The sequence below is a fragment of the Bacillus sp. DX4.1 genome (assembly GCF_030348195.1).
Taxonomy (GTDB): Bacteria; Bacillota; Bacilli; order Bacillales; family Bacillaceae_G; genus Bacillus_A.
Window position 1 is genome coordinate 3,774,432 of the sequence record NZ_JAUCFT010000008.1, and the last position, 24,166, is coordinate 3,798,597.

Here is a 24,166-nt window from a genome sequence, read left to right on the forward strand (position 1 = left end):
CCTTCTCTTTGAGAAGGAGTTTTTCCTATATTTTCCCGTTATACTTCCGTCCATCATTATGTTCTTGCTGTTGTTTATTCGTCATACGCTTTTGATATTCTCGATCTTTCGCGCTCACATGATTTGCATCTGTTGGAAGATTTTTTTTCGAACGACCTACTCCATTACTCATCTCTTTCCCCCCTTACTCTTCTATAGCGAAACTTCCCTAATTAGGGTTATTTGAATCGATCGGATTTTTACGGGCAGTTACCCTTCTTCACTTCCCTTGAATTTTAAGGTGAAAAATCTTATTACCCGTTAATGCACGATAGATTCCCTTTTATTTTCAGCTAGATACGCGTTCCTTATACAAACAAATAAGAGGAGCCTTTTGCTCCTCTTATTCCTTCACATATTTTTGAAACATATCATGTAAGCCTTGATTTACGAGATCAGAAATCTGTTCGTCAGATTTATGCGGATAACGATCACGCAATCTGATAGATGCCTTCACCATTAGATTTTCTAATACAGAACGGCCACCTTCTCCATAAATAATTTCAGCGTATTCTACAAGCCTTCCGTCTTCTAATGTTGCGGGATTATGATTAAAGAAAAATTTACTCATTGCCTCCACCTCTCTTTTTTTGATAACGTTTACATTTATATAGATTATTTTATGTTATTTTTTTCACAATATTGTATGCATGTATAGATGATTAGTTTCATTATAAAACAACATGACGATAGGAATAATGTAAGTTTTCGTCAATTTTGTGAACAAACACTAAGAAATGAAAGCGTTTTAATTATTATATAATAAAAAAGATTACCACGCTAGGGGCAATCTTTTTTATTTTGTTTCCATTCTATTAAACTACGACTTACGCTTCGTTTAATACACGCTCTAGGCGTTTACGAAGCATTGGCATACCACTTCCACCTGCTTGGAAATGACGAAGTTGACCTTCTTTATCAAATACATAGTAGGCAGGAACATATTTGTTTTCAAATGTATCTGTAATCGTATGTTTGCTATCAACTAAAATCGGTTGAATAATATCATGGCTTTCTGCCATTTTTTCGATTACCGCTAAATCTAAATCTTCTTCTGAGCGAGGCATATGAATCGCGACAACATTTAGACGATCATCGTACTCATCACGTAGTTCATTTACTTCTGGCATTGCTTCTTTACATAAGTAGCAACTTACAGACCAAAAGTGAATAAGTGTTGGCTTTTCCCCGATTAACTCTTCGCGCTTTACTGTGCCATTCAAAACTTCTGTTGCACCTTCTAATGCTGGCATTTGTTCACGTAATTTCATTCAACTCATTCCTCCTATTACTTATAGTGTTTCTTGTCCTGGTTTCCAGTTTGCTGGGCAAAGTCCGCCTGTTTGCAATGCTTGTAGCACACGTAGAACTTCGTCTACTTCACGTCCGATATTGTTATGGTGAACAACTTGGTACATTAATTCACCTTCTGGGCTAATGATAAATAATCCACGTAGTGCAATTCCTTCATCTTCTAATAACACACCGTAATTGCTTGATACAACATGATTTGTATCAGCAGCTAATGGATAGCGTAAGTCGCCTAAACCGTTTTTTGTACGGTCTGTGTTAATCCATGCTAAATGTGTGTGAACTGTATCTGTAGAAACGCCGATTACTTCTGCGTCTAAATCTTCGAATTCATCGTAACGATCAGATAGTGCAATAATTTCTGTTGGACAAACGAAAGTGAAGTCCATTGGATAGAAATATAATACTGTCCATTTATCATTTTTCATATTTTCTTCTAAACTAACATTTTTAAATTCTTTATTTGGCATCACTGCATTCATTTCGAAACGCGGTGCTTGTTTTCCAACTAAACGTTTTGTCATATCTATATTCATCCTCCAAAATTTAATTGAGATTCATTTCTAATTTATAATTATTATAATTATTATAATTCGTATTATAAACAAGTTATTAAATTAAAGTCAACACTAAATTAAAATTATTTTAATTTAGTGTTGACTATCAACTAATTTTGTACAATATTCAGACATCGTATTGTACAATATAACCTATACTAAGGAGGCCTATTATAAAATGAAACAAAACAAGAAAGTCTTATTTGATATAATCTTTTATCTCGTCTTCCCTTTTGTCATTTGGAAATTTGCTAAAACATATATTGATCCCTATTACGCGATGCTGATTTCTTCTGTACCTGGCATTCTTTATACACTCTATTGTTTTAAAAAAGAAAAGCAGTTTCACGTTACTGGGTTCTTTATTCTTATTACCCTTATCGCCAACACTACCGTTGACCTACTGTCTGGTTCTGCTGAAAAGATGCTTTGGAACGACGTATACTATCATATCGTGCTCGGATTAGTTGTTATCTGTACGATCTTTATTAAGAAACCACTCATGTTATATTTCGCAGCTGATATCGCAGTACTTCAAGGCCATGACCGAGATGAAAGCCGTGCACTTTACCGTGACAAACGCATATATCCAGCCTTGCAATATTTAACATTGTTTTTCGGTCTCCAATTCATTGCAAAAAGCTGTTTAAAAATCTATTTTATTTCTGTTTTTGGAGTAGAAGGATACGGCGAAATGAGAGCTATTATGACTGCAGTTGGTTGGGGTATTTCCATTTGCATTGGAGTAGGGTTTGTGTGGGTGAGTAACAAAATAAACCTAGTAACCGAGCAGAAAGAATCCACACAGTAAAGGCTTTAACAAGAAGTAATAAAAATCCCCCTGTACAATACATGCACAGGGGGATTTTTATAGGTTTATCTGTCGAATCGATGACGAGTATACACTCATCACAAAAATTTTACTATACCACTTAGTTTAATTACTAGAGGTAAATCATTCCAATTTATATTAACTTGATTTCTTTCTCTTTGTCTTTACTTTTTGATAAAACAAAGCTGCACTGAGCGGCATAACGCCAAACCATCTGTTTAAAAACGGTTCTTTTTCAGCACGACGCTGCTCTTTCTTTTGCTTTCGATCCTCTTTTGGAGCATCCATATACGATACAAATTGTTGTGTCATAAAACGCACATAATCATTAGTAGACATATCATCACCTCTACTTGATTAGTATGTCCACTTTTTTATTCGTTAATCTTGCGTTGTATTTCTTCAATAATCTCTTCCACTTTTTTATTCGTTGTATCAATATGCACAGTTGCTTCTTCATAATGGGATCGACGCTTCTCAAACTTCTGGGCAAACGCTTCTATATTCTCTTTTTGAAATAAAGGACGTGTCGTATCTTCACTCAGACGCTCTGCAATCACATATGGATCACAATATAAATACACAACGATTCCATTCTCACTCATCCACTGTCTATTATTCGTACTTTCAACGATGCCTCCACCAGTTGTAATGATGATATCGCTTGTTGGTAAAGCTTGAAGCATTGCGCTTTCATATTGGCGAAAACTGATTTCTCCTTCTTCAGCAAAAATATCACGAATCAATTTCCCATGTTTCTCTTCAATTCTTTGATCCGTATCCACCACAGGAATCCCAAGTTTATCACTTAACGCTTTTCCAATTGTTGTTTTTCCGGCTCCCATAAAACCTGTTATATAAATGGCCTGCATTTCATTCCCTCTCTTCTACCCAATTCATAACGCTTTTGTTCTTTGTATTATAACGAAAACTCGCTTTATATGCTCGCTTTTGCTTTGTCACACATTGAAACGTAACAAAGACAACTTCGTCTTCAAATACATAATTCCCATTCGCTTCACCTTTTTCATACAGGAATGAAAACACACCATTTTGTTCTTTTTGCTGCAAATCTTGTTTTATATCTGAAGCCGCTTGATCTACGAGTTCTTCCAAGGCAAACTTCTGTTCTGCTTCTGCATAAAACTTTTGATCTGACAGCAACATATTCGTCTCATAGATAAAAAAAGAAAATAGTACAAAAAGAAGAATTAATGTTCCTGGCATTGCGAACCCATCTTGCTTCTTCATGTCAGCACCTTAATTGCAGCATAACGTGTCACCACACCATGGTGCACCTTACCGCTTATATCCTGCACATGTATGGATAACACATATGGCGTCAGTTCATAAGAAATCGTGCTTACTTTTTGCAATAACACTTCTCTACCTGCCCCATTTACTTTTCTTACAACATCATTTCCAGATATTTCATACGTTACGGTACCATCATTACTTATTTTAAAAAACATTTTCTCTAGTTCATTAGGCATTATTCCCTTTTTTGCAGCTTGTACTTCTCGAAACTCTAGTTGTACTTGTTCTAAAAACACATCCCATTCCCAACTGTTCATTTGTTTCGAGTATGGTTTTTCAATAAATAAACTGTGAAGACGCGGTACAAGAAGAACGAAAACGGATAAAAACAACAAACATAACACCATTTCCAACAATGTAAATCCTGCCTCTATCGTTCTACTTTTTCGCATAGCGGCATTGTTCCATCCTTCTTTGTTTGACATCATTCCAAAACGTACAGACCTCTTCCCCTCGCCAATACGTTCTATATACGGTACCATCTATAGTCGTTTCTTTTTGCTGCGTCTGATGATTTTGATACGTATAGATAGCAGCTTCCTCTTTCAACAATAGTTGTGCTTTATACCGAATCTGGATATTTTTTCTTTCTTGCATGATAAGAAGTGTCTGCGGAAGCAATAGCGATACTGCCATCATTAATAAGCTTAAGGATACGAGCATTTCGAGCATAACTGATCCTCTTTGGCACTTCACGATACGTAAATCTCCCTCTTCCAAGCTGAAATACAATTTCATATGCGCGCGCGCGATAAGTAAGCAAGATTGTACCACCTTGGTTTATATTTCCACTTGCATTATAGGTCATAGGATTTGGAAAGGTATGTAAATCAACCTTTATATCCGCTTCGTAATCTCGAACAATAATGGGACGTTGCTCTACCGCCTCCATAATGCTATACATGTGTTGTTCAGGAAACCATCGTAATGTATGACGACTACGATGGCTCATTGCTAACTGCTGCATAAAAAGAATATCTTGAGAAAATTGTTTCAGAAACTGCTCCACTTTTTGTTTTTCATATAAAGGAGAAACATTAAAATATGTGACAACGCTTAATATGGAAATAATAAATAAGACGAGAAGCATTTCTAAAAACGTAAATCCATTTTGCTTCATGACTTAACAACGGATACTGTACCGTCTTCACTCGAAATGCTAATTTCCTCCCCTTTTGGACAAGTTTTTGAAGTAATATATTTTTCTTTTACTAAATCATCTACTGTTGGCACTTTATTATTTTGCAACTGATAGGATTGTACTTGTGCTTCTACAGATTTCACGTAAGCATCACAACCTTTGCCTTGTACAGAAGAACGCTGCGTCACCACGTTCGGAATAATCAGCAATAATAATACAGAAATAACAACCATGACTAATAACATCTCTAATAGGGTAAACCCTTTTTCATTATTCATTCAAATCGCCTCCTAAATAGAATTCATCATTTGAAACATCGGCATAATCATGGCTAAGTACATCAGGACAACAATTACGCCAATACATGTAAATAAAAGCGGTTGAATAATGACTAAAATACGATTGACCTTCCCTTCCATTTTTTCAATTGTTAATTCACTATAATCACCCAATTCTGTCGCTAAGTTTCCGTTTGCTTGTCCATGAGCAATGACATAAGACAGTTCACGCTCATAATAACGACTCTTCATAATGATAGAATCCAACTGTTCTCCCGCTATTAATGACTCTTCAATACGAGCAGCTTCACATTGAAAAAACGGATGATGCTTTTGTTCAATCATTAAAGTAAGAGCCTCAAGTACTGATAAACCACCTTGTAATAATCCGCTTAATTGAACGGAAAAATAATGAGAATTTATTAAAATAAGAAATGGCTTTATGAGGGGAAGGCGAATAAAAACATTCATTCTTTGAACCGGAGGAAGTTTTTTTATATAAAACACATATATGCATGTTCCAAGGACAATTAAGAGAAAAAAAACAGCTATCATATATGGGAGCACTTGAATAAACAACATAATGTAATCAGTAAAAGAAGAGGAAGAAGCTTGCAAAGAGCTGTACAAGGTTGAAAATTGCGGAAGTAACACAAGATTGAACACGAGGAGAATTCCCACTAAGAAAAGGGATAAAAAAATGGGATAACGGAGTACTTTCATCATATCTTTTTGATGTTTATCTTTCCTATGCAGTAGTACACTTCCTTGTTGCAATGCAAAAGAAACGTCACCATGTCGCTGTGCATAAAATAAATAGCTTAGTATGTCTGGATGAAACATAAGTTGGTGAAAAGCATCATGCAAACTCTTCCCCTTTTTTAGTTCTTCGGCAATATACTGCAATTGTATTTGCTTTTGAGAAGATAACTGAAACTGAAGAAACTCTAATGCATGTAGAAGTGAATAGCCCTTTTCTAACAATTCTCCAAGTCTTTTTAATAACAATACTTGTTCATATAACCTCCATGCTTTTCGTTCAAACATACATATCCTCTTCTAAAAAGCCTAAGGCATACCCTTTTCTCACACACTCCTGCAGTGTTTCATAATGATACGTTACATGTTCTCCATTTGCTTCGCGAATGACTTGTTTCAGTTCATGGCCATACAATAGCTCATAAATACTCGCCTGCCGTACTTGACGCATCTCTTTACATAACGGCGAACATTTTCCTTTGCAAAATGGACATTTTAATTCGACGAGACGCTGTGCTGCTACTGCGAGTAATGATTGTTCAATTTCTTGTAGCGTAATCCCATAGTCCATGAAACGTAGCACCGCTCCTTTCGCATCATTTGTATGCAACGTTGTCATAACTAAATGACCTGTTAAGCTAGCACGCACTGCTACCTTTGCTGTCTCTTCATCACGAATTTCGCCAACTAAAATAATATCGGGATCATGACGCAAAATTGCTTTTAGACCTGTTGTATACGTGATACCAGCCTTTTCGTTGATTTGAATTTGTAATAACCCCTCCTTTCGTTTCTCAATTGGATCCTCAAGCGTAACGATACGACGTGTTTGTTGTTTTTTCGCTACTTCTAAAAGAGCATACATCGTTGTGGTCTTTCCTGATCCTGTTGGTCCAGTAAAAACTAACAGTCCGTGAGAATGATGTAAAAAAGAGAGAAGTGTTTTTGCTGAGCTTGGAAATAAAGAGAGGTGGGAAAGTGGCTGAACTGACGCTTGTAAGTGCAAGCGAATGACAAGACTTTCTTGATAAACCGTCGGCAATGTAGAGAGGCGTAAATGTACTTCTTGTCCATCAATTTGTAAATACAGTGACCCATTTTGTGGCTTACGCCTTTCACCTATATCCATGGACGCTAAAAATTTAAAATGCGAAACAAGTCTTTCTCCAAATTCTTTTGCAATACAATGCTTCTTTACTAAATCTTTTCCAATACGCAATTGTATAACTGCATCTTCCTGCCGCGGTACAATGTGTAAATCTGATGCTTGTAATACACACGCTTCTTTCATGATTGTATTGGCAAAACGTTCAACGGCATTCATCATCATCTCCTCCTCACTATGTATATATCATGAGAATCCTAAAAAGAAAAATAATGAATTTTGTTTTTTCAAAGCTTACTTTTCCTCTTTTGCTATAACAAAAAGGGAAATACATTTGTGAAATTATGAACAATTTCCGAATTATCATCTAAAATGACCTATACGTAACGTTATCTATATTATAATGTTATTATCTTGGATAAAGTGATAAAAGGTGGAGATTCTTATGGAACAAGCTCTAAAAATTACAGGCGTATTATCTGATCCAACTCGTTATTATATTTATAAATATATATCTCAAAAACATAATTACGTAACAGTACAAGAAATCGCAGATGAGTTTACTATACATCCAAACGTATCCCGTTTACATTTATCTAAATTAGAAGATGTAAATATGTTGAAATCGGAAACAAAGAAAACAGGAAAAGGTGGTAGACCCAGCAGATTATATGCATTATCTGACGACTTGATTCAGCTACAATTTCCATTCCGTGATTATCAATTACTTGCAAAAATTGCTTTTAATACATTAATTAGCCTTGGTGCAGCTGGTGAAAAAGCTTTATATGAAACTGGTAAACAATTTGGTACAGAGTTAATGGAACAGCATATGCAGCGTTTAAATATTAGTGAGGCTTCTTTAACGCTAGAGCAAAAAATACAAATTGCCAAAGAGGCATTAGCAACTGCTGGCTTATCACCTTCTTTTGAATTAAGCACAGAGGGCACAAAAATTTTCTATGATGTTCATAACTGTCCATTTAAAGAAGTTGCCATTCACCACCCAGAAGAAGTTTGTAACATGCATGGTGATATGATGAAAGGAATTTTTGAAATCCTATTCCCAAACATGGAATTAACACGAAATGAGAGCTTATTAGACGGGTGTAAATCATGTAATTATAATATCCATCTATGAAGTGAAACTTTAATCAGTGGGGGTATTACCGCCCGCAAATAGTGGGATAAAACTCATTCTCCGTTAAAGTGAGTAGAAAAGAAGTCAACTTCTTTTCTTTTTTTGCAAATGTTTACAATAGTAAGAAAAATAAACTATAATGAGGAGAGGTTTACTTTTATAGAAAAGGAGGGGAATTGCATGGAGCGCATGTTTCGCGTTCTCGGCTTTTGGACTGGAATTTTCTCGGTTATGTTTTACTTAGGGGATATGTACGCAACTGCACTATTGTTTCTAGGACAAACAGGATTCTTTGTACTTTTAAGTTATTTAAAATTGACAGAACGTATGTATATATACGTATTTGGGGCATATTTAACCGTCTTCTTCATTGGATTTACATACTATACGACATTTCTTCTTACCCCTGGTGCAGCACATTAAAAAGATGGCAATTTGCCATCTTTTTAATTTTTTTAATTCCCTAGTTGACTTATAGGTTTTCTTGAAATATAGTTTATATAACAGATCGGAAAGAGGGGAAATAACATGAATACACTGTTAGTTGGAATTAATATTGCGGTCATGCTCGTATTAGTTGGCTTATTGTATTATATGCAACGCAAGCATGTATCTTTTAATAAACGAGTATTTACTGCATTAGGGATCGGAATTACATTTGGACTTATATTACAATTTATCTATGATCCTACTTCTAAAGTCATTATTGAATCTAATAACTGGTTTAGCCTAATCGGTAGTGGTTACGTGAAATTGCTACAAATGATTGTTATGCCCCTTATTTTAGTCTCTATCATTTCAGCTTTTACGAAATTAAAGTTAACAAAAAAACTTGGTAAAATTAGTGGTTTTATTATTGGTATTTTAATACTTACAACTGGTATTGCTGCTGCGGTTGGTATCGCAGCAAGTGCAGGATTTGACGTACAAGCAACTGGATTACAACAAGGTGATGCAGAATCCGCTCGCTTAAAATTAGTGGAAGAGAAATTTACTTCCATCGAACAAACACCAATTCCACAAAAATTATTAGAACTATTACCTACAAATCCATTTCTTGATTTAACAGGTGCACGTCCAACATCAACCATTTCGGTTGTAATCTTTGCAGCTTTTATTGGGATCGCTTTTATCGGAGTAAAAAGAAAATATCCAGAACAAGCAGAACTATTTGCAAAGATGCTAGATGCTGTGTATGCAATTGTGATGCGTATGGTAACATTAATTTTACGCCTTACTCCATACGGCGTGCTTGCTCTTATGACAAAAACAGTCGCTGGTAGTGATGTGGGTGCGATTTTAAAACTCGGCAACTTCGTTCTTGCATCTTATGTAGCACTCATTGTTATGTTTATCATTCACTTATTGTTAATTGCCTTATCTGGTTTAAATCCAATTCAATATTTAAAAAAGGTATTCCCAGTTTTAACATTTGCATTCACTTCTCGTTCTAGTGCCGGTGCAATGCCGTTAAATATTGAAGCACAAAAAGAGAAACTTGGTGTTTCAGAAGGAATCGCAAACTTTGCAGCTTCCTTTGGGGTATCCATTGGTCAAAACGGATGTGCAGGTATTTATCCAGCCATGCTTGCTATGATGGTCGCTCCAACTGTTGGAATCGATCCATTACAGCCACAATTTATTTTAACGTTAATTGCCGTTGTTGCTATTAGTTCATTCGGTGTTGCCGGCGTTGGTGGTGGCGCAACCTTTGCGGCCCTAATCGTACTTTCCACGATGAATTTACCAATCGGCATTGTCGCTCTTGTAATCTCTGTTGAACCGTTAATTGATATGGGACGTACAGCTTTAAACGTAAGTGGATCAATGACAGCTGGTCTTATTTCTAGCAAATGGCTTGGTGAATTAGACCATGATATGTATAATCAAACGGATGTAAAAACAGAAGAAGTTGCATCCTAACAAAAAACACGCAAAAACGCTTGGATAAACAGATCCAAGTGTTTTTTTATTGAACGATTTACTTTATCTTCATCAATTAGTTTGTCTCAGCCGCCTCTTTTACAACTAAAGTAAGGAACATACCCTCCTATTTCATATGTTTTTACATAAGTCCAATTAAATTCTTTGTTTACAACCTAGATATCTATATAAATACAAATTAAAAAACCGACATAACCCCCTTCTTTTTAGGTGGGAGAGAGCATCCGGCCATGCATAGAAGCGGTCAGATCCTTTTCCTGCCCCATGCCAAGTGAAAACAAAGAGAGAAAACGAGTGCAGGTCACCTTTTGTTATCCATAGCCGCGGCTTATATGTCGAAAAATCAAAATGGATTTATATATTTCGCTTAATTGAAGCAATGATAGAGTGAAACTTTGATTAGCCCTCACAATCGGGCTTTTACGGGCAGTTTATCACCCACCTAACTTCTTTGCTTCCTGCCGAACTTTGAGGTAGGGGTATTACCGCCCGTAAATAGCGGGATAAATAGAGTGCAAAAAGCATATACGATTTCACACTCTATTTGTTTTGTTATTTTCTAGGATTCTCCTTTCATATACTTGCACTCGCGAAAGGAACAGCCACACTACAGGAAAACCTCCTTTATTTTTTAAAAGTATGCGCCCCATTTAAGCCCGTCCGTTTTACAAATATCCATTTTGATCGCACCATTCATGAAATTGCCGCACATCTACACCTAGTAAAACGATATCTTTTAATTCAACATCGATTGCCTTATCATCAATAACAATTATAAAATCCGGGTTTTCCTGCACACCTTTTCGTTTCACAATCCCAACTTGATTCCGATATGGTCCGTCCTTTACGTATGCTTTTTGTCCTGTAATATCAAAATTCAAAATTCTCACCTCTTTTACCACACTCAAATGGGCAGTAAGACCCCACCTCAAATTTCTGTAAGAAGCAAAAAAGTTAGGTAGGGGAAAACTGCCCATTTGAGCACTATTAGTTTCACTTTATTTGCACCATTTCTGTATATATATGATGAAAAAAGAAAAAAGTCCCTACTTTTTTACTTTCCCTCGTACTAACTGTCAGTAAGCCCCTACCCTCAATTCAAAAAAGTCACGCATTGAAGAAAAAATGCCCGCAAGAGCCCAATTCGTTCAATTAATTATCCGCCGGGATGAATCCCTTCCACAGATGGAAGCCTCACTTTATTACAATTATTTTTTATTTATTTCATTTTGTTAAGTATATATAAAAATTGTAGATAAACAATGATGATAGCGCTTTCTTATTTGTGATTTATGTTATAATACAAAAGGATAATTTCGTAAAGAGGGAGAAAAATGGATACAACAATTATTACAAAAATCATTGAAGCACTAAAATCATATGGATTTCAAGAAGTTACATACTGCGAGGAGACAAAACAATTTTTGTTTCATAATCCTACCGATATTATGAGTGGCTATGCTGAAATCACATACAGCAGCCAATTTGAAAAGTTTAATGTGCAAATTCATCCCATTGAAACGCATCATCAAGCAGAGTTACAAGAGGTCGAAAAGCACATTCAGTCTTGCATACGAAAAGTGGAGTATTTAAATGCAGTTCTTGCTGGAAAACGGAGACTAACAGACAAACTTATTATAATGTAAAAAAAGAACGTGATGAGCACGTTCTTTTTCATTTATCCCGCTATTCGCGGGCAGTAAGACCCCTACTGAGAAAAGTTTCACTTTATCTCCCACTACTGAAAGGCTCACTATATATTTATCTTTTCTTTCAACTGTACACCCGTGATATTTTCTAATAGGTCCATCGCTTCGTCTACTGTCATATCGAAAATCGTTTTATTCTCTTCTACATATGGAAACTGACGTAAACGTTTCTCTAGCATTTTCACTGCATCCGATGTAAATAAAGCACTATCAATGCCAAATTCTGTTTCAAGAAGAACAATCCAATCTAAAACGTGAAACCCTAATCCATTTAGAAATGAAATTAGTTTTTCTTCAGACTGTGCAGATAAGAATACGTGACGTTCCATTTCACTAAAGAGCTCATCTCCTAAAATTTCCGCTACTTCCTCATCATGTTCACGATTTATGATTTCTTCATATCCATAATCATCAACAAGCTCTTCTATTTCTTCTCCGTCCATAAATAATAGCTGACTACGAAGTGCATCTTTTTTAAATTCGCTTTGTTGTACGACTGTTAAGAAACTTGTTTGCCATCCTTGTTCTAATTTCATGTTTGTAACTCCTTTTTTCTGCTTAATCTCCACTACAGTTTTCTTTTGTTTTCTATTTGTATTCCCTCACATACCGCGATATAAGGGCTAGGTTCTTCTAACAGCGTCCATTGTTCCCACTTTTGAAACGGTTTATAATCATATCCATACTTTTGTAAAGTACGAGGCATATGAATGTTTTGAGTCACTGTTATTATACCCTTTCCTTTTCCACTACATATGAAATAAACTGCTCTATTTCCCCTTGAAACATATTCACTTCTGGTAAATGATAAAACGTTGTTTGCAGTGGATTATTTTCATGATACATATATATTTTCTTTTCCCAAGCAAGTGCCATACCAAACTCCGTATGACTACCCTTTCCTCCATCCAATAAAAGCAGAAAAACATCAGCGTCTTTTATCGCTTGTCTTTCTGCTTGACCAATTTCCTGTAACTGCACTGCATGTGTTGCTTTTTCATTTTTTGTCCAATCATATGTATGCTGCCATCCTGCCTCTTTCAATTTGCTCGCCACAAACTGAACAAGATATTTATTTTGAAAGCCTGATGCAATATAGAAATTCATACGAATTAGCTCCTTAATTATATAAAACAGAAGGGAAACTCCTTGTTAGCGCTCACGACAACAAAAGAGGATGATCTTTTACCACCTTCAAAGCTTATTAGCGTTTAATTGGTGGGTAGTTGAATGATTCTCTCTTATTTTTTGTTTTTTATCACTTTCATCGGCTAACATTTCTAACTCAGCTGTTATTTCCGATTTTTCTAGATTTCGTTCTTGTGAAAATTTTCTTGCAATGTAGATAATAACACTACCAACGTACAACACAAAACATACAATAAGAGCAGTATTTTCATAGAGGCTCAGCTCCAACACAGTCACTCCTAATCCATTCGTATTTTTACGCCTAAGTAACTGGAATCCCCCTGTCAAATCTTTGTTATTGTAACATAAATTTAGTAATCCTTCGAATCTTTTGTTCTACTAAAAAAAGACATGATTTTTTTCAAAATCATGTCTCTGTAATATATTTAATGATTGTTTGCACTGCTTCTTTTCCATTATACTTTTTCATGTCTTTTTTGTAATTTTCACGATTATGGTATAACTCTTCTATATGTTTCATAAGAGATGTAACTGTTACATCTTCTTCATATAAGACTGTTGCATAGCCTTGCTTTTCAAATGACTTTGCATTCAAAATTTGATCACCTCTACTTGAAGTCTTCGATAAAGGTATTAAGACCATTGGCTTTTGCAACGTTAGAAATTCAAAAATAGCATTTGATCCCGCACGTGAGATAACAAAATCTGTTGCTGCTAATAAATCAGGTAATTCTCCATGTACATATTCAAATTGTCTATACCCTTTCATATCATGCAACTGCTGATCCAGGTTTCCTTTTCCGCACAGATGAACAATTTGATAGTTTGCAAGAAGCTTTGACAATGCCTCACGGACAGCCTCATTAATCTTCTTTGCCCCTAGACTTCCTCCCATTACTGTAATAACAGGTTTTTGAGAATGGAACCCTAGAAAACGCAAACCTTTTTCACGATTCCCTTGCAGCACTTCTTCACGCACAGGTGATCCCGTATAAATGACTTTTTCTTTTGGCAAATGCTTCCCTGCTTCTTCAAACGTAACAAAAATCTTAGAAGCAAAACGCAGTGCAATTTTATTTGCAAGCCCAGGCGTCATATCTGATTCATGCAAGAAAACAGGCACACGGTTCAACCATCCACCAATTACCACCGGGACAGAAACAAAACCACCTTTTGAAAAAATAACATCAGGTTTTAGTTTTCGAATACGTACATACGCATCCATTACGCCCTTCATAACAAGAAAAGGATCTTTTATATTTTTCAAATCAAAATAACGGCGTAGCTTACCGCTTGCTATACCATAATACGGAATCCCTTCTTGTTCTATAATCGTTTTTTCAATCCCTTGATGAGAACCAATATAAGAAATTTCCCAATCCATCTTTTGTAAATGTGGTATAAGTGCTAAGTTTGGTGTCACATGTCCTGCTGAACCACCGCCTGTAAAGACTATCTTTTTCATACGTCTCCCCCTTCTACACTATAGTACACTAAAATATCGTGCTTCGGGGTGAGCAAATACCATCGCCGTTACGGATGCTTCCGGCTCCATCATAAATCCTTCTGTTAAGGTAATTCCAATCTCTTCTGGATGAATTAAGCGAAATAATTTTTCCTGATCAGCAAGCTCTGGACAGGCAGGATATCCGAAAGAAACACGAATTCCTTGATATTTTGTACGAAATCGTTCGTCCATCGTCATTGCCGGCGAATCTGGAATTCCCCAACGATCGCGAATTAACATATGTGTTTTTTCTGCTAGTCCTTCTGCTAATTCCAAGGCTAATGATTGAATCGCATGACTGCGTAAGTAATCTCCTTTCTCTTTCCACTCTTCAGCAATGTCACGAACTCCTTGCCCAACTGTGACAGATAAAAATGCGACATAATCCATTTCATCTCCAACTGGGCGCAAGTAATCTCCTAATGTACGGTACGGTGCTTTCCCTTGTCTTGGGAAAGTAAAATGTTCCAGTACACGAGTATGATCTTCCGGGTCATAAATGATAATATTTTGTCCATCACTTTGTGCAGGAAAGAATTGATATACCGCTCTTGGACGAAGCCAAGATTGACCTTCTTGTAATAATTCATCAATTAAATTATTTAATTCGTTTGCTCGTTTATCGCCTTCTTGTAACAATTTTTTTACACTTCCTTTTAAACCAAGGTGGTGTCCAATTAACATTTGTCGGTTTAAAAATGGTGCAAGATGCGAGACCGGAATATCGCGAAGTACGACTCTTTTTGTTGAGTCTGGTACCATCACTTGCGCCGACGGCAGTTTTTCAATCACAGCTGGTATTTCGACTTTTTTCTCCACTGGTTTCACAACATGAAGGTGACGTTCTTTTTTGTCTTGTTTCATTTTTTCTCGTTCTTCTTCTTTTTGTAATCGATTCATAAGATCCAATCCCGTCATTGCATCACTTGCATATAACACGAGACCATTGTAGGAAGGAGAAATACGATTATCTGTAAACTTTCTCGTCAATGCTGCACCACCTACTACAATGGGAATATCAATATCCGCAGCCTTTAAATCTTCAGCAGTTGTTACCATCTGTTGCGCTGATTTTACCAGTAAGCCCGACAGTCCGATAATATCTGGATTCTTTTCTTTTACCTCTTGAACAATGCGATCAGAACGAACATTAATGCCTAAGTTCACAATATCATAGCCATTATTAGATAAAATAATTTCCACGAGATTTTTACCAATATCATGCACATCACCTTTGACAGTCGCTAGCAATACTGTTCCCTTTTTTGCACTGTCACTCGATTCCATATAGGGCTCTAAATATCCCACAGCTGCCTTCATGCTTTCCGCACTTTGCAATACTTCGGCAACAATCAGCTCATTGTTATTAAACAAACGACCTACTTCATCCATCCCAGTCATAAGTGGCCCATTAATAATATCGAGCGGCTTTCTCCCTTCAGTGAGAGCAAGCTGTAAGTCTTCGTGTAACTCTTGCTTTGTTCCTTCTATAATATAATTTGCTAGTCGTTCATCAAGCGTTAGTTTCTCCTGTACAACGGTTTCTTTCTTCTTCGTATTGCGGTAAAAGTTTGTAAATTCTTCTAATGTTTCTTTCGTTGTTTCAAATAATAAGGCATCTGCCATTCCCTTTTCTTTTTCTGAAATCGAAGCATATCGCTCTAATTTTTCTGTATTCACAATAGCATAATCTAACCCAGCTTTTGTCGCATGATATAAAAAGACAGAGTTTAACACTTCACGGCCCGCTGGTGGCAAACCGAACGATATATTACTTACACCTAAAATGGTTAAACACTCAGGCAATGCTTCTTTAATGAGACGAATTCCTTCAATTGTCGCTGCCGCTGAACCGATATATTCTTCATCACCCGTTCCCACTGGAAAAACGAGGGCATCGAAAATAATATCTGATGGACGTATACCATATTTCGTCGTTAACAATTCATAGCTTCGTTTTGCAATTTCCAATTTTCTTTCTGCACTTACTGCCATTCCTTCTTCATCAATTGTTCCAACTACAATAGCAGCACCGTATTTTCGAATAAGTGGTGTAACCTTCTCAAAGCGCTCTTCTCCATCTTCCAAATTAATAGAGTTAATGACACCCTTACCTTGTATGTATGTAAGTGCTTTCTCCATTACATTTTCATCTGTTGAATCTATCATAATTGGAACCTTTAATACTTTCGTTACCTTTGCCAAAAAGTTTTCCATATCTTCTATTTCATCACGATCTGGATCAGCCATACAAATATCAATAATATGAGCATTTTTCTTTACTTGTGTTCTCGCTATTTCGGCCGCTTCTTCAAATTTCCCTTCTGCAACTAATCGTTTAAACTTTCTTGATCCAATAACGTTTGTTCTTTCGCCAACGAATAATGGCCGCATGGAATCATCATATTGCATTGCTTCAAGGCCACTAATTCCATGGCCTTTTCGCACATGATTCACGCGTGGCTGTAATGTTGCAAGTGAAGTTTTGATCGCCCGTATATGATCTGGCGTTGTTCCACAACACCCGCCGACAATATTTACCCAACCTTCTTCTGCAAATAATTTCACTTTTTCGGCAAGTGATTTTGGCGATTCATGATAATGTCCATCTTCATCCGGAAGACCTGCATTTGGATAACATGAAATGTGACACTCCGATAATTCAGAAAGAGAACGAATATGCTCTCGCATAAACTCTGGACCAGTTGCACAGTTCAAACCGACAGATAGCGGCTTCATATGCTCAATTGATAAATAAAATGCCTCAATCGTTTGACCTGCTAAAGTCGTTCCCATCGGTTCAATTGTTCCCGAAATCATAAGCGGCACCGTTTGTTTTGTTTCCGTAAAGGCTTGCTGGACTCCTAAACAAGCAGCCTTCACATTTCGCATATCTTGACTCGTTTCCACAAGCAATACATCCACACCGCCTCGCAATAACCCTCGCGCTTGTCTCGTATACGCTTCGATTAGCCCATCAAATGTCACGCCGCCTGTCACACTAATCGCTTTCGTTGTTGGCCCCATTGCACCAGCGACGTATACTTCCTTACCGCTCTCTATCACCGCTTGTTTTGCTAGCAACGCTGCTATTTCATTCAATTCTTCATCTAAATGAGATAATTCATAGTCACTTAATACAATATTGGTCGCTCCAAATGTATTTGTCTCAATGATATCCGCACCGGCTTCGATGTATTCTTTATGAATTTGTAAAATGACATCCGGGCGCGTTTTCACTAAATATTCATTACATCCCTCATATTCTTCTCCTCCGAAGTCTTCCGCTACTAAATCTGCTTGCTGAATCATCGTCCCCATCGCACCATCTAAAATTAAAATTTCCTGTTGTAATCTCTCTTGTATTGGTCTCATAGATTTATTCCTTCTTTCGCTTTTTGCTTCTCTCTTACATACCCAGTAAGCTGCTCTGTAATTTCATATTTTAAAAATGGTGTAATGAGATAAATACCGTTAAAGAATTTCATAGCAGCATCGATTAACTCTTGTGAAATACGGATTCCTTCTTCAATTGCTGCCTGCGATGTTTCATGACCATCCATTCTCGTTCTGATTTCTTCTGGGAGCGTGATTCCGGGAACTTCAAAATGTAAAAAATCAGCATTCCGCTTACTTACTAGTGGCATAATCCCAATAAAAATTGGTTGTTCTAAATGTTTTGTAGCTTCATATACTTCCTCAATTAATGCTGCATCGTAAATTGGCTGTGTTAAAAAATACTCTGCTCCCGCTGCAATTTTTCTCTCCATTCGTTTTACAGCGGCTTTCAAATGTCTCACATTTGGATTAAAAGCTCCTCCAACTGAGAATCGTGTAGCGGGACCAATCGACTTCCCTAAAATAGAACGTCCATCATTCATTTCTTTAATCATTTTAGTCAATTCAATGGAAGACAAATCATATACTGAAGTCGCTCCAGGGAAATCACCAACGCGTGCTGGATCACCTGTTAAAGCTAGTACTTCTTCCATACCTAACGCAGACAATCCAAGTAAATGAGACTGCAAACCAATTACATTATGATCCCGGCATGTTAAGTGTGTCAGCACGGGGATATTATGTTTCGTTAATAATGCGCCCATGGCCATATTAGAAATGCGCGGTGATGCTAAAGAATTATCCGCTAATGTAACAGCGTCTGCCCCAGCTCTTTTTAATGCTCTTGCTCCTTCAAAAAAGCGTTGTGTATCCAATGTTTTCGGTGGATCTAATTCAACGATAACCGTCGTTTGTTTCTTCGCTTTCTCGGCAAGCGTAACATGATTACCAGCGCGTTTCGTTTGCGTATGAATCACTTGTGGCCGCTGGACAACCTGCTTTTCTGTAACGGGTATTACATTTTCAAGAGCACGTTTCATCCCCTGGATATGCGCGGGTGTTGTTCCACAACACCCTCCCAACAAACGGATACCTTGCTCAATAAACTTTGGTGTCATCTCTTCAAAATACGCTGGACTGCCTTCATATACATAACGCCCTTCTACATAGTTTGGAAGACCTGCATTTGGATAAGCTGACAAATAACCGTTTTTCGGAATCGATATCATTTTGAAAGCTTCCGTCATATGAAGTGGCCCTAATTGACAGTTTAGCCCAACAACATTTGCCCCGTGATCTAGAAGCTGAGCCAATATTTCATTTACATCATTGCCGTTTTGTGTTGTACCAGCTTCATGAAGAGCAAGCTGTGCAATAATTGGAATGTTTGTTTGTTTCCGCAACACCTTAACAGCATGCAGCAATTCAAATTCATCATAAAATGTTTCTAATAACAGTCCATCAACCTCTCCCTCAAGCAAGGCACCCGCTTGCTCAAGTAGCATAAACTCACGTTCCATATCAGTCGTTGTAACCGCTCCAATATGTTTCATTCCACCAATTGTCCCTAAAATTGCATTTCTATCTGTCACTGCCGATTTTGCAAGTTTAACCGCTTCCTTATTAATTTTGACAACCTGATTCTCCAAACCATACATGCGCAGTTTAGCTTCATTTGCACCATACGTATTTGTTTGAATGATATCCGCGCCAGCAGCCACATATTGTTTGTGAATTGATATAATACGATCTGGATCAGAAAGATTTAACTCTTCAAAACTACTTTGCAAACCATGAGAATGTAACAATGTCCCGACTGCTCCATCACCGATAACAATTCCTTTTGACAATAAATCTAGTAATTTCACCTGTCTCCCTCTTTTCTATCAATATAAAAACCCCTCTTCGCCTTGAAGAGGGGGACATCATCAATCCTCCTCTTATCATGCAAAACAAGTTGTTTTGCAGGTATTAGCACCGTTTCAAACATTCTGTTTGAAGGTTGCTGGGTTTCACAGGGCCTTTTCCCTCCACCGCTCTCAATAAGAGTTCGTCTTTATTATTTAATTATGTTACTAAAAGGAAATACGTGTACCTTTTAACAATCTTTGTTAATTTTCTCATAAATTTAGCATGAGGGAAAATAAAAGTCAATAATACTAGATAGAAAATAAAAATTATTTAAAATAAAGTTGCAATTCACATAACTTTTATTGTAAAGTTAAAAACATAATAAAATTTCATACAAAATATTCTTATCTAGAGAGGTAGAGGGACTGGCCCGTTGACACCTCAGCAACCATTAACGCGATCGTTAATAAGGTGCTAATTCCAGCAAATTGTGAAAAGATTTGACAGATAAGAAGAAGACTATATTCGCATAAAAGCCTTCTTCTTAGAAGGCTTTTTTTATTTTATCACCACTAACGGGCAGTAATATCCCAGGGCGGATAAACTGCCCGATTGGTGGGGGCTAATAATCAGTGAGGAATAAAGCAAAGCTCCCACTGATGAAAGTTTCACTTTATATAAGGAGGAATTATACATGTCAACAATCGAAACAAAACTTGCCCAAATTGGAAATCGGAGTGAAAAAACAACTGGAACAGTTAATCCACCTGTTTACTTTTCAACTGCATATCGGCATGAAGGAATTGGAAAATCCACTGGCTTTGACTATTCAAGAACAGGAAATCCAACACGTCTTCTATTAGAGCATGCCATCACTGATTTAGAACAAGGCGATCAGGGGTATGCCTGTAGTTCCGGAATGGCAGCTGTTCTTCTCGTTCTTTCACTGTTCCGTTCTGGTGATGAGCTTATCGTATCAGAAGACTTATATGGAGGCACCTATCGTCTCTTTTCTGAACATGAAGACAAGTGGAATATTCGATGTAGATACGTAGATACGCAATCTATCGCGCAGATAGAACGAGCAATCTCTTCTCAGACAAAAGCTATTTTTATAGAAACACCAACAAATCCATTAATGCAAGTAACAGACATTGCTGCTGTTGCAGCTGTCGCAAAGCGACACGGTTTACTTCTAATCGTAGATAATACGTTTTATACGCCATATATACAACAACCACTAACAGAAGGTGCTGATATTGTATTGCACAGTGCAACGAAATATTTAGGTGGTCACAATGATGTTTTAAGCGGACTCGTAATTGCGAAAGGCAAATCTTTATGTGAAGAACTTGCTCACTATCACAATGCTTCCGGTGCTGTACTCAGTCCATTTGATTCTTGGCTACTCATTCGTGGCATGAAAACATTGGCACTTCGCATGAAACAACACGAGGAAAATGCGAAAAAACTCGTTTCTTATTTGAATAGTGAAGACGGTGTAACCGATGTTTTTTATCCAGGAAGAGGAGGTATGATTTCATTTCGCCTTCGCGATGAAAAGTGGATTGATCCATTCTTACAATCTTTATCTCTTATTACATTTGCAGAAAGTCTCGGCGGAGTCGAGAGTTTAATGACATATCCCGCGACGCAAACGCATGCTGATATACCAGAAGAAGTACGAACAGCACGTGGCGTGTGTAATCGCCTCCTTCGTTTTTCCGTCGGCATTGAAAATAGCGATGATTTAATTCGAGACTTACAACAAGCAATTAAACATGTAAAAGAAGGTGTTAGAATATGAGTTATTCACTAGATACACTCTTACTTCATAACCAATATAAACATGATTCACAAACAGGTGCTGTTAACGTTCCCATCTATAATACATCGACATTTCATCAATTTGATGTAGATACGTTTGGAAAATACGATTATAGTCGATCTGGTAATCCAACACGCGCTGCACTTGAAGACATCATTGCTTTATTAGAAGGTGGATCAAAAGGATTTGCCTTTTCATCTGGAATCGCAGCGATTTCTACGGCTTTTCTACTTCTATCACAAGGAGATCATGTTCTTATTTCAGAAGATGTATACGGAGGAACTTATCGCATTGTAACTGAGGTGCTCTCTCGCTATGGTGTTTCGCATACATTCATTGACATGACAAATATAGAAGAAGTGGAACGCAAAATTCAACCAAATACAAAAGTACTTTATGTTGAAACACCATCAAATCCATTATTAAAAGTGACTGATGTCCGCGCTATTTGTGAGCTAGCAAAATCCGCTGGGGCACTTACCTTTGTTGACAATACATTTTTAACGCCACTATTCCAAAGACCGCTTGAACTCGGAGCGGATATTGTACTCCATAGTGCAACAAAATTTATTGCCGGTCATAGTGATGTTACAGCTGGATTGGCCGTTGTAAAAGATGAAGAGCTTGCAAAAAAACTTAGTTTTTTACAAAATGCATTTGGCGCTATATTAGGGCCACAAGATTGTTCTCTTGTACTTCGTGGACTCAAAACATTGCATGTTCGGCTTGAACACTCTGCAGAAAATGCCAGCAAAATCGCACATTATTTACAACAGCATCCGAAAATACAAACCGTATATTACCCTGGTTTAGTATCTCATCCAGGATACGAAACGCAGCAAGCCCAAGCAACATCTGCCGGTGCTGTTCTATCCTTTACGCTGCAGTCTGAAGATGCCTTGCGACAACTTTTATCCCAAATTAAGCTTCCTGTATTTGCTGTTAGTTTAGGAGCCGTTGAATCCATCCTCTCCTATCCTGCAAAAATGTCACATGCAGCACTATCACAAGAAGCACGTGATGAACGAGGCATTTCTAATTCATTGCTTCGCTTATCAGTCGGTCTCGAAAATGTAAATGATTTAATTGCCGATTTTGAACATGCGCTTTCTTATATAGAAGAGCCTGTAAAAGCATAAGACCATTCTAATTAAATTCATTTGAACATAAGGATAAAACGCTAAAAAGAACCTACAAGGCTCAGGTTCTTTTTAGATTTCAATCTGCATTGTATCATATGCAAAAACAATATTGAAACCTTCTTTTTGAAGATCCGCCGCTATCTCTTGTAACTCATCATGACCAAGATTATCAACTTCCTCAATATGTGTAATAATCGTTTGTTTTGCTTGTAACTGTTTTGCAACCGCTAATGTATCTTCAAAAGTCGCCTCACGTATACTTTCAATAAAAGTACGATCTTTCAGGCGTTCTTTCGTTTTCCAACTAAATTCGACCATTCCCATTGGCAACACCGCCAAATCTAAATTTCCAATCAAATGTGTTGGGGGCTCCCATCTATATAATTCATCAGGTGCAATTAACACCTTTTTATCATTTTCTTCTAATAAAAATGCATACACATATTCTTCATATAGACGAAATGGTGTTACTTTTATCTTATTCTTTACGAAAGATTGTCCATCTTGTAATACGTTCAAATCAATCCATCCCTGTTGTTGCATAAACTGTAAATGATCCCATGAACCTAAAAATTGTTTCATATCTACCGCTACTTGCTCTGGTATATAAACCGTTGTTCCCCATGTTCTATTTATTTCAAACGCCATTGTTTCCCAAATTCTTCTTCCCATCGTGTGATCTGGATGCCAATGCGAATAAATACCTGCTTCTACTTTTTCAATATGAGAACGCTCTAATTGCAGGCGTATCTCCTCTGGTGTATCAATTAATAGACGGAGGTCATGAATAAACACACTTGGACCCATTCGGCTATAAGGGACACCTTTTTCCCGCGCTTCCTTACTTACTTTACTATAGCTCCCTGGTCTTGGTATCGGTACTGCTCCGCCTGTTCCTAAAAACTCTATTTTCATGCTATCCCTTCTTCCTATCCAGATTTATATTCTATAAAATAATAACAAATCCCTTTTTCTTATTATTTAAAAAATTTTGTATATTAATTTGAAAGAACGAAAAAATCATGATAAAATCGTGATATAAGTATAGCTATATCGTCTTACTTTCAAAACATATCTTTCCTTTTATTAAAAAAACGGCTTGTTACAAAACCTACAAATTTATCTAATTTATTTACATCATGGTCTCTTTTCTTACAGTTTCTTTACTTTAGAGCATTTTTTCTGCAACAACTATTTTCTTTTCTTTAGATTTTTGG

At 36.9% G+C, this 24,166-nt stretch carries 29 protein-coding genes, 1 pseudogene and 2 riboswitches; of the genes and pseudogenes, 8 read left to right on the top strand and 22 right to left on the bottom strand.

Going from position 1 to position 24,166, the window contains the following annotated elements; genetic code table 11:
- Nucleotides 1–25 precede the first annotated feature (25 nt).
- Nucleotides 26–172 carry a hypothetical protein gene (locus QUF99_RS22220; protein ID WP_286121916.1) on the bottom strand — a complete coding sequence of 49 codons (147 nt, stop codon included), beginning with the start codon at nt 170–172 and terminating at the stop codon, nt 26–28.
- 210 nt (nt 173–382) lie between these two features.
- Nucleotides 383–610 (bottom strand): hypothetical protein, encoded by a 228-nt coding sequence (locus QUF99_RS22225; RefSeq protein WP_286121917.1) that lies wholly within the window; start codon nt 608–610, stop codon nt 383–385.
- 87 nt (nt 611–697) lie between these two features.
- Between QUF99_RS22225 and QUF99_RS28590 the strand changes: the two genes are divergently transcribed.
- Nucleotides 698–802, top strand: coding sequence for a GTP pyrophosphokinase (locus tag QUF99_RS28590; protein ID WP_353958409.1), 105 nt, complete (start codon nt 698–700; stop codon nt 800–802).
- A 64-nt stretch (nt 803–866) separates the two neighbouring features.
- Here QUF99_RS28590 and QUF99_RS22230 read toward each other — a convergent pair whose 3' ends face one another.
- Entirely contained in the window at nt 867–1,310 is a 444-nt protein-coding gene (locus QUF99_RS22230; protein WP_289372957.1) for a TlpA family protein disulfide reductase, read from the bottom strand.
- A gap of 21 nt (nt 1,311–1,331) precedes the next feature.
- A complete protein-coding gene (locus QUF99_RS22235; RefSeq protein WP_289372959.1) occupies nt 1,332–1,874 on the bottom strand; it encodes a peroxiredoxin in 543 nt (180 codons plus the stop codon).
- Between the two features lie 211 nt (nt 1,875–2,085).
- Between QUF99_RS22235 and QUF99_RS22240 the strand changes: the two genes are divergently transcribed.
- On the top strand, nt 2,086–2,718 hold the full coding sequence (locus tag QUF99_RS22240; RefSeq protein ID WP_289372960.1) for a VC0807 family protein: 633 nt from the start codon (nt 2,086–2,088) through the stop codon (nt 2,716–2,718).
- A gap of 159 nt (nt 2,719–2,877) precedes the next feature.
- Here the strand turns inward: QUF99_RS22240 and QUF99_RS22245 are convergent, their stop codons facing one another.
- From QUF99_RS22245 to comGA, 9 genes and pseudogenes are all read right to left on the bottom strand, one after another.
- Nucleotides 2,878–3,078, bottom strand: a complete 201-nt coding sequence (locus tag QUF99_RS22245) for a YqzE family protein (RefSeq protein WP_289372961.1) — start codon at nt 3,076–3,078, stop codon at nt 2,878–2,880.
- A gap of 35 nt (nt 3,079–3,113) precedes the next feature.
- On the bottom strand, nt 3,114–3,611 hold the full coding sequence (locus QUF99_RS22250) for a shikimate kinase (protein WP_289372963.1): 498 nt from the start codon (nt 3,609–3,611) through the stop codon (nt 3,114–3,116).
- 1 nt (nt 3,612) lies between these two features.
- Nucleotides 3,613–3,990 (bottom strand): competence type IV pilus minor pilin ComGG, encoded by a 378-nt coding sequence (gene comGG, locus QUF99_RS22255; protein ID WP_289372964.1) that lies wholly within the window; start codon nt 3,988–3,990, stop codon nt 3,613–3,615.
- Entirely contained in the window at nt 3,987–4,538 is a 552-nt protein-coding gene (comGF, locus tag QUF99_RS22260; RefSeq protein WP_483298614.1) for a competence type IV pilus minor pilin ComGF, read from the bottom strand. Before comGF ends, comGG begins: the two co-directional genes overlap by 4 nt.
- Nucleotides 4,435–4,752: a competence type IV pilus minor pilin ComGE gene (gene comGE, locus QUF99_RS22265; RefSeq protein WP_289372966.1), complete on the bottom strand. Its 318-nt coding sequence runs from the start codon at nt 4,750–4,752 to the stop codon at nt 4,435–4,437. Before comGE ends, comGF begins: the two co-directional genes overlap by 104 nt.
- Nucleotides 4,730–5,176: pseudogene (gene comGD, locus QUF99_RS22270) on the bottom strand (competence type IV pilus minor pilin ComGD); the annotation flags it as partial. The gene comGE and the pseudogene comGD, both read right to left, overlap by 23 nt.
- A complete protein-coding gene (comGC, locus tag QUF99_RS22275) occupies nt 5,173–5,475 on the bottom strand; it encodes a competence type IV pilus major pilin ComGC (protein ID WP_289372968.1) in 303 nt (100 codons plus the stop codon). The pseudogene comGD and the gene comGC, both read right to left, overlap by 4 nt.
- A gap of 12 nt (nt 5,476–5,487) precedes the next feature.
- Nucleotides 5,488–6,522, bottom strand: coding sequence for a competence type IV pilus assembly protein ComGB (gene comGB / locus QUF99_RS22280; protein ID WP_289372969.1), 1,035 nt, complete (start codon nt 6,520–6,522; stop codon nt 5,488–5,490).
- Nucleotides 6,515–7,558: a competence type IV pilus ATPase ComGA gene (gene comGA, locus QUF99_RS22285; protein WP_289372971.1), complete on the bottom strand. Its 1,044-nt coding sequence runs from the start codon at nt 7,556–7,558 to the stop codon at nt 6,515–6,517. The genes comGB and comGA overlap by 8 nt, the downstream gene beginning before the upstream one ends.
- Nucleotides 7,559–7,784: 226 nt before the next feature.
- On the opposite strand from comGA, the gene QUF99_RS22290 reads away from it, so the two are divergent.
- The 3 genes from QUF99_RS22290 to QUF99_RS22300 all read left to right on the top strand — a co-directional run bounded on the left by QUF99_RS22290 (nt 7,785) and on the right by QUF99_RS22300 (nt 10,403).
- Nucleotides 7,785–8,480, top strand: coding sequence for a helix-turn-helix transcriptional regulator (locus QUF99_RS22290; protein WP_289372973.1), 696 nt, complete (start codon nt 7,785–7,787; stop codon nt 8,478–8,480).
- 180 nt (nt 8,481–8,660) lie between these two features.
- Nucleotides 8,661–8,903 carry a DUF2626 domain-containing protein gene (locus tag QUF99_RS22295; RefSeq protein WP_286121928.1) on the top strand — a complete coding sequence of 81 codons (243 nt, stop codon included), beginning with the start codon at nt 8,661–8,663 and terminating at the stop codon, nt 8,901–8,903.
- A gap of 105 nt (nt 8,904–9,008) precedes the next feature.
- A complete protein-coding gene (locus QUF99_RS22300; protein ID WP_289372976.1) occupies nt 9,009–10,403 on the top strand; it encodes an L-cystine transporter in 1,395 nt (464 codons plus the stop codon).
- A gap of 686 nt (nt 10,404–11,089) precedes the next feature.
- On the opposite strand, the gene QUF99_RS22305 is transcribed toward QUF99_RS22300, so the two are convergent.
- A complete protein-coding gene (locus tag QUF99_RS22305) occupies nt 11,090–11,305 on the bottom strand; it encodes a DUF3912 family protein (RefSeq protein ID WP_289372978.1) in 216 nt (71 codons plus the stop codon).
- Between the two features lie 453 nt (nt 11,306–11,758).
- Here QUF99_RS22305 and QUF99_RS22310 point away from each other — a divergent pair, with 453 nt between their 5' ends.
- On the top strand, nt 11,759–12,070 hold the full coding sequence (locus QUF99_RS22310; protein ID WP_289372980.1) for a hypothetical protein: 312 nt from the start codon (nt 11,759–11,761) through the stop codon (nt 12,068–12,070).
- A gap of 107 nt (nt 12,071–12,177) precedes the next feature.
- Here the strand turns inward: QUF99_RS22310 and QUF99_RS22315 are convergent, their stop codons facing one another.
- The 7 genes from QUF99_RS22315 to QUF99_RS22345 form a co-directional block, all read right to left on the bottom strand.
- Nucleotides 12,178–12,669 (bottom strand): hypothetical protein, encoded by a 492-nt coding sequence (locus QUF99_RS22315; protein ID WP_289372982.1) that lies wholly within the window; start codon nt 12,667–12,669, stop codon nt 12,178–12,180.
- 32 nt (nt 12,670–12,701) lie between these two features.
- Nucleotides 12,702–12,857: a hypothetical protein gene (locus tag QUF99_RS22320; protein ID WP_289372983.1), complete on the bottom strand. Its 156-nt coding sequence runs from the start codon at nt 12,855–12,857 to the stop codon at nt 12,702–12,704.
- Nucleotides 12,858–12,862: 5 nt separating this feature from the next.
- The gene (locus QUF99_RS22325) at nt 12,863–13,240 is read right to left on the bottom strand and encodes a nucleoside 2-deoxyribosyltransferase (protein WP_289372985.1); all 378 of its coding nucleotides are present in this window, start codon (nt 13,238–13,240) and stop codon (nt 12,863–12,865) included.
- An 87-nt stretch (nt 13,241–13,327) separates the two neighbouring features.
- Nucleotides 13,328–13,609 (bottom strand): DUF3966 domain-containing protein, encoded by a 282-nt coding sequence (locus QUF99_RS22330; RefSeq protein WP_289372986.1) that lies wholly within the window; start codon nt 13,607–13,609, stop codon nt 13,328–13,330.
- A gap of 79 nt (nt 13,610–13,688) precedes the next feature.
- Nucleotides 13,689–14,747 carry an undecaprenyldiphospho-muramoylpentapeptide beta-N-acetylglucosaminyltransferase gene (locus tag QUF99_RS22335; protein WP_289372987.1) on the bottom strand — a complete coding sequence of 353 codons (1,059 nt, stop codon included), beginning with the start codon at nt 14,745–14,747 and terminating at the stop codon, nt 13,689–13,691.
- Between the two features lie 18 nt (nt 14,748–14,765).
- Entirely contained in the window at nt 14,766–18,164 is a 3,399-nt protein-coding gene (gene metH / locus QUF99_RS22340; RefSeq protein ID WP_289372989.1) for a methionine synthase, read from the bottom strand.
- A complete protein-coding gene (locus QUF99_RS22345) occupies nt 18,161–19,996 on the bottom strand; it encodes a bifunctional homocysteine S-methyltransferase/methylenetetrahydrofolate reductase (RefSeq protein ID WP_289372990.1) in 1,836 nt (611 codons plus the stop codon). The genes metH and QUF99_RS22345 overlap by 4 nt, the downstream gene beginning before the upstream one ends.
- A 69-nt stretch (nt 19,997–20,065) precedes the next feature.
- Nucleotides 20,066–20,177, bottom strand: a riboswitch (SAM riboswitch).
- Between the two features lie 203 nt (nt 20,178–20,380).
- Nucleotides 20,381–20,493: riboswitch (SAM riboswitch) on the top strand.
- A 180-nt stretch (nt 20,494–20,673) separates the two neighbouring features.
- Between QUF99_RS22345 and QUF99_RS22350 the strand changes: the two genes are divergently transcribed.
- Nucleotides 20,674–21,786, top strand: a complete 1,113-nt coding sequence (locus tag QUF99_RS22350) for a methionine biosynthesis PLP-dependent protein (protein ID WP_289372992.1) — start codon at nt 20,674–20,676, stop codon at nt 21,784–21,786.
- Complete coding sequence (gene metC, locus QUF99_RS22355) at nt 21,783–22,946, top strand: cystathionine beta-lyase (RefSeq protein ID WP_289372994.1); 1,164 nt, start codon at nt 21,783–21,785, stop codon at nt 22,944–22,946. Before QUF99_RS22350 ends, metC begins: the two co-directional genes overlap by 4 nt.
- 72 nt (nt 22,947–23,018) lie before the next feature.
- Here the strand turns inward: metC and QUF99_RS22360 are convergent, their stop codons facing one another.
- A complete protein-coding gene (locus QUF99_RS22360) occupies nt 23,019–23,864 on the bottom strand; it encodes an MBL fold metallo-hydrolase (RefSeq protein ID WP_289372996.1) in 846 nt (281 codons plus the stop codon).
- Between the last annotated feature and the right edge of the window lie 302 nt (nt 23,865–24,166).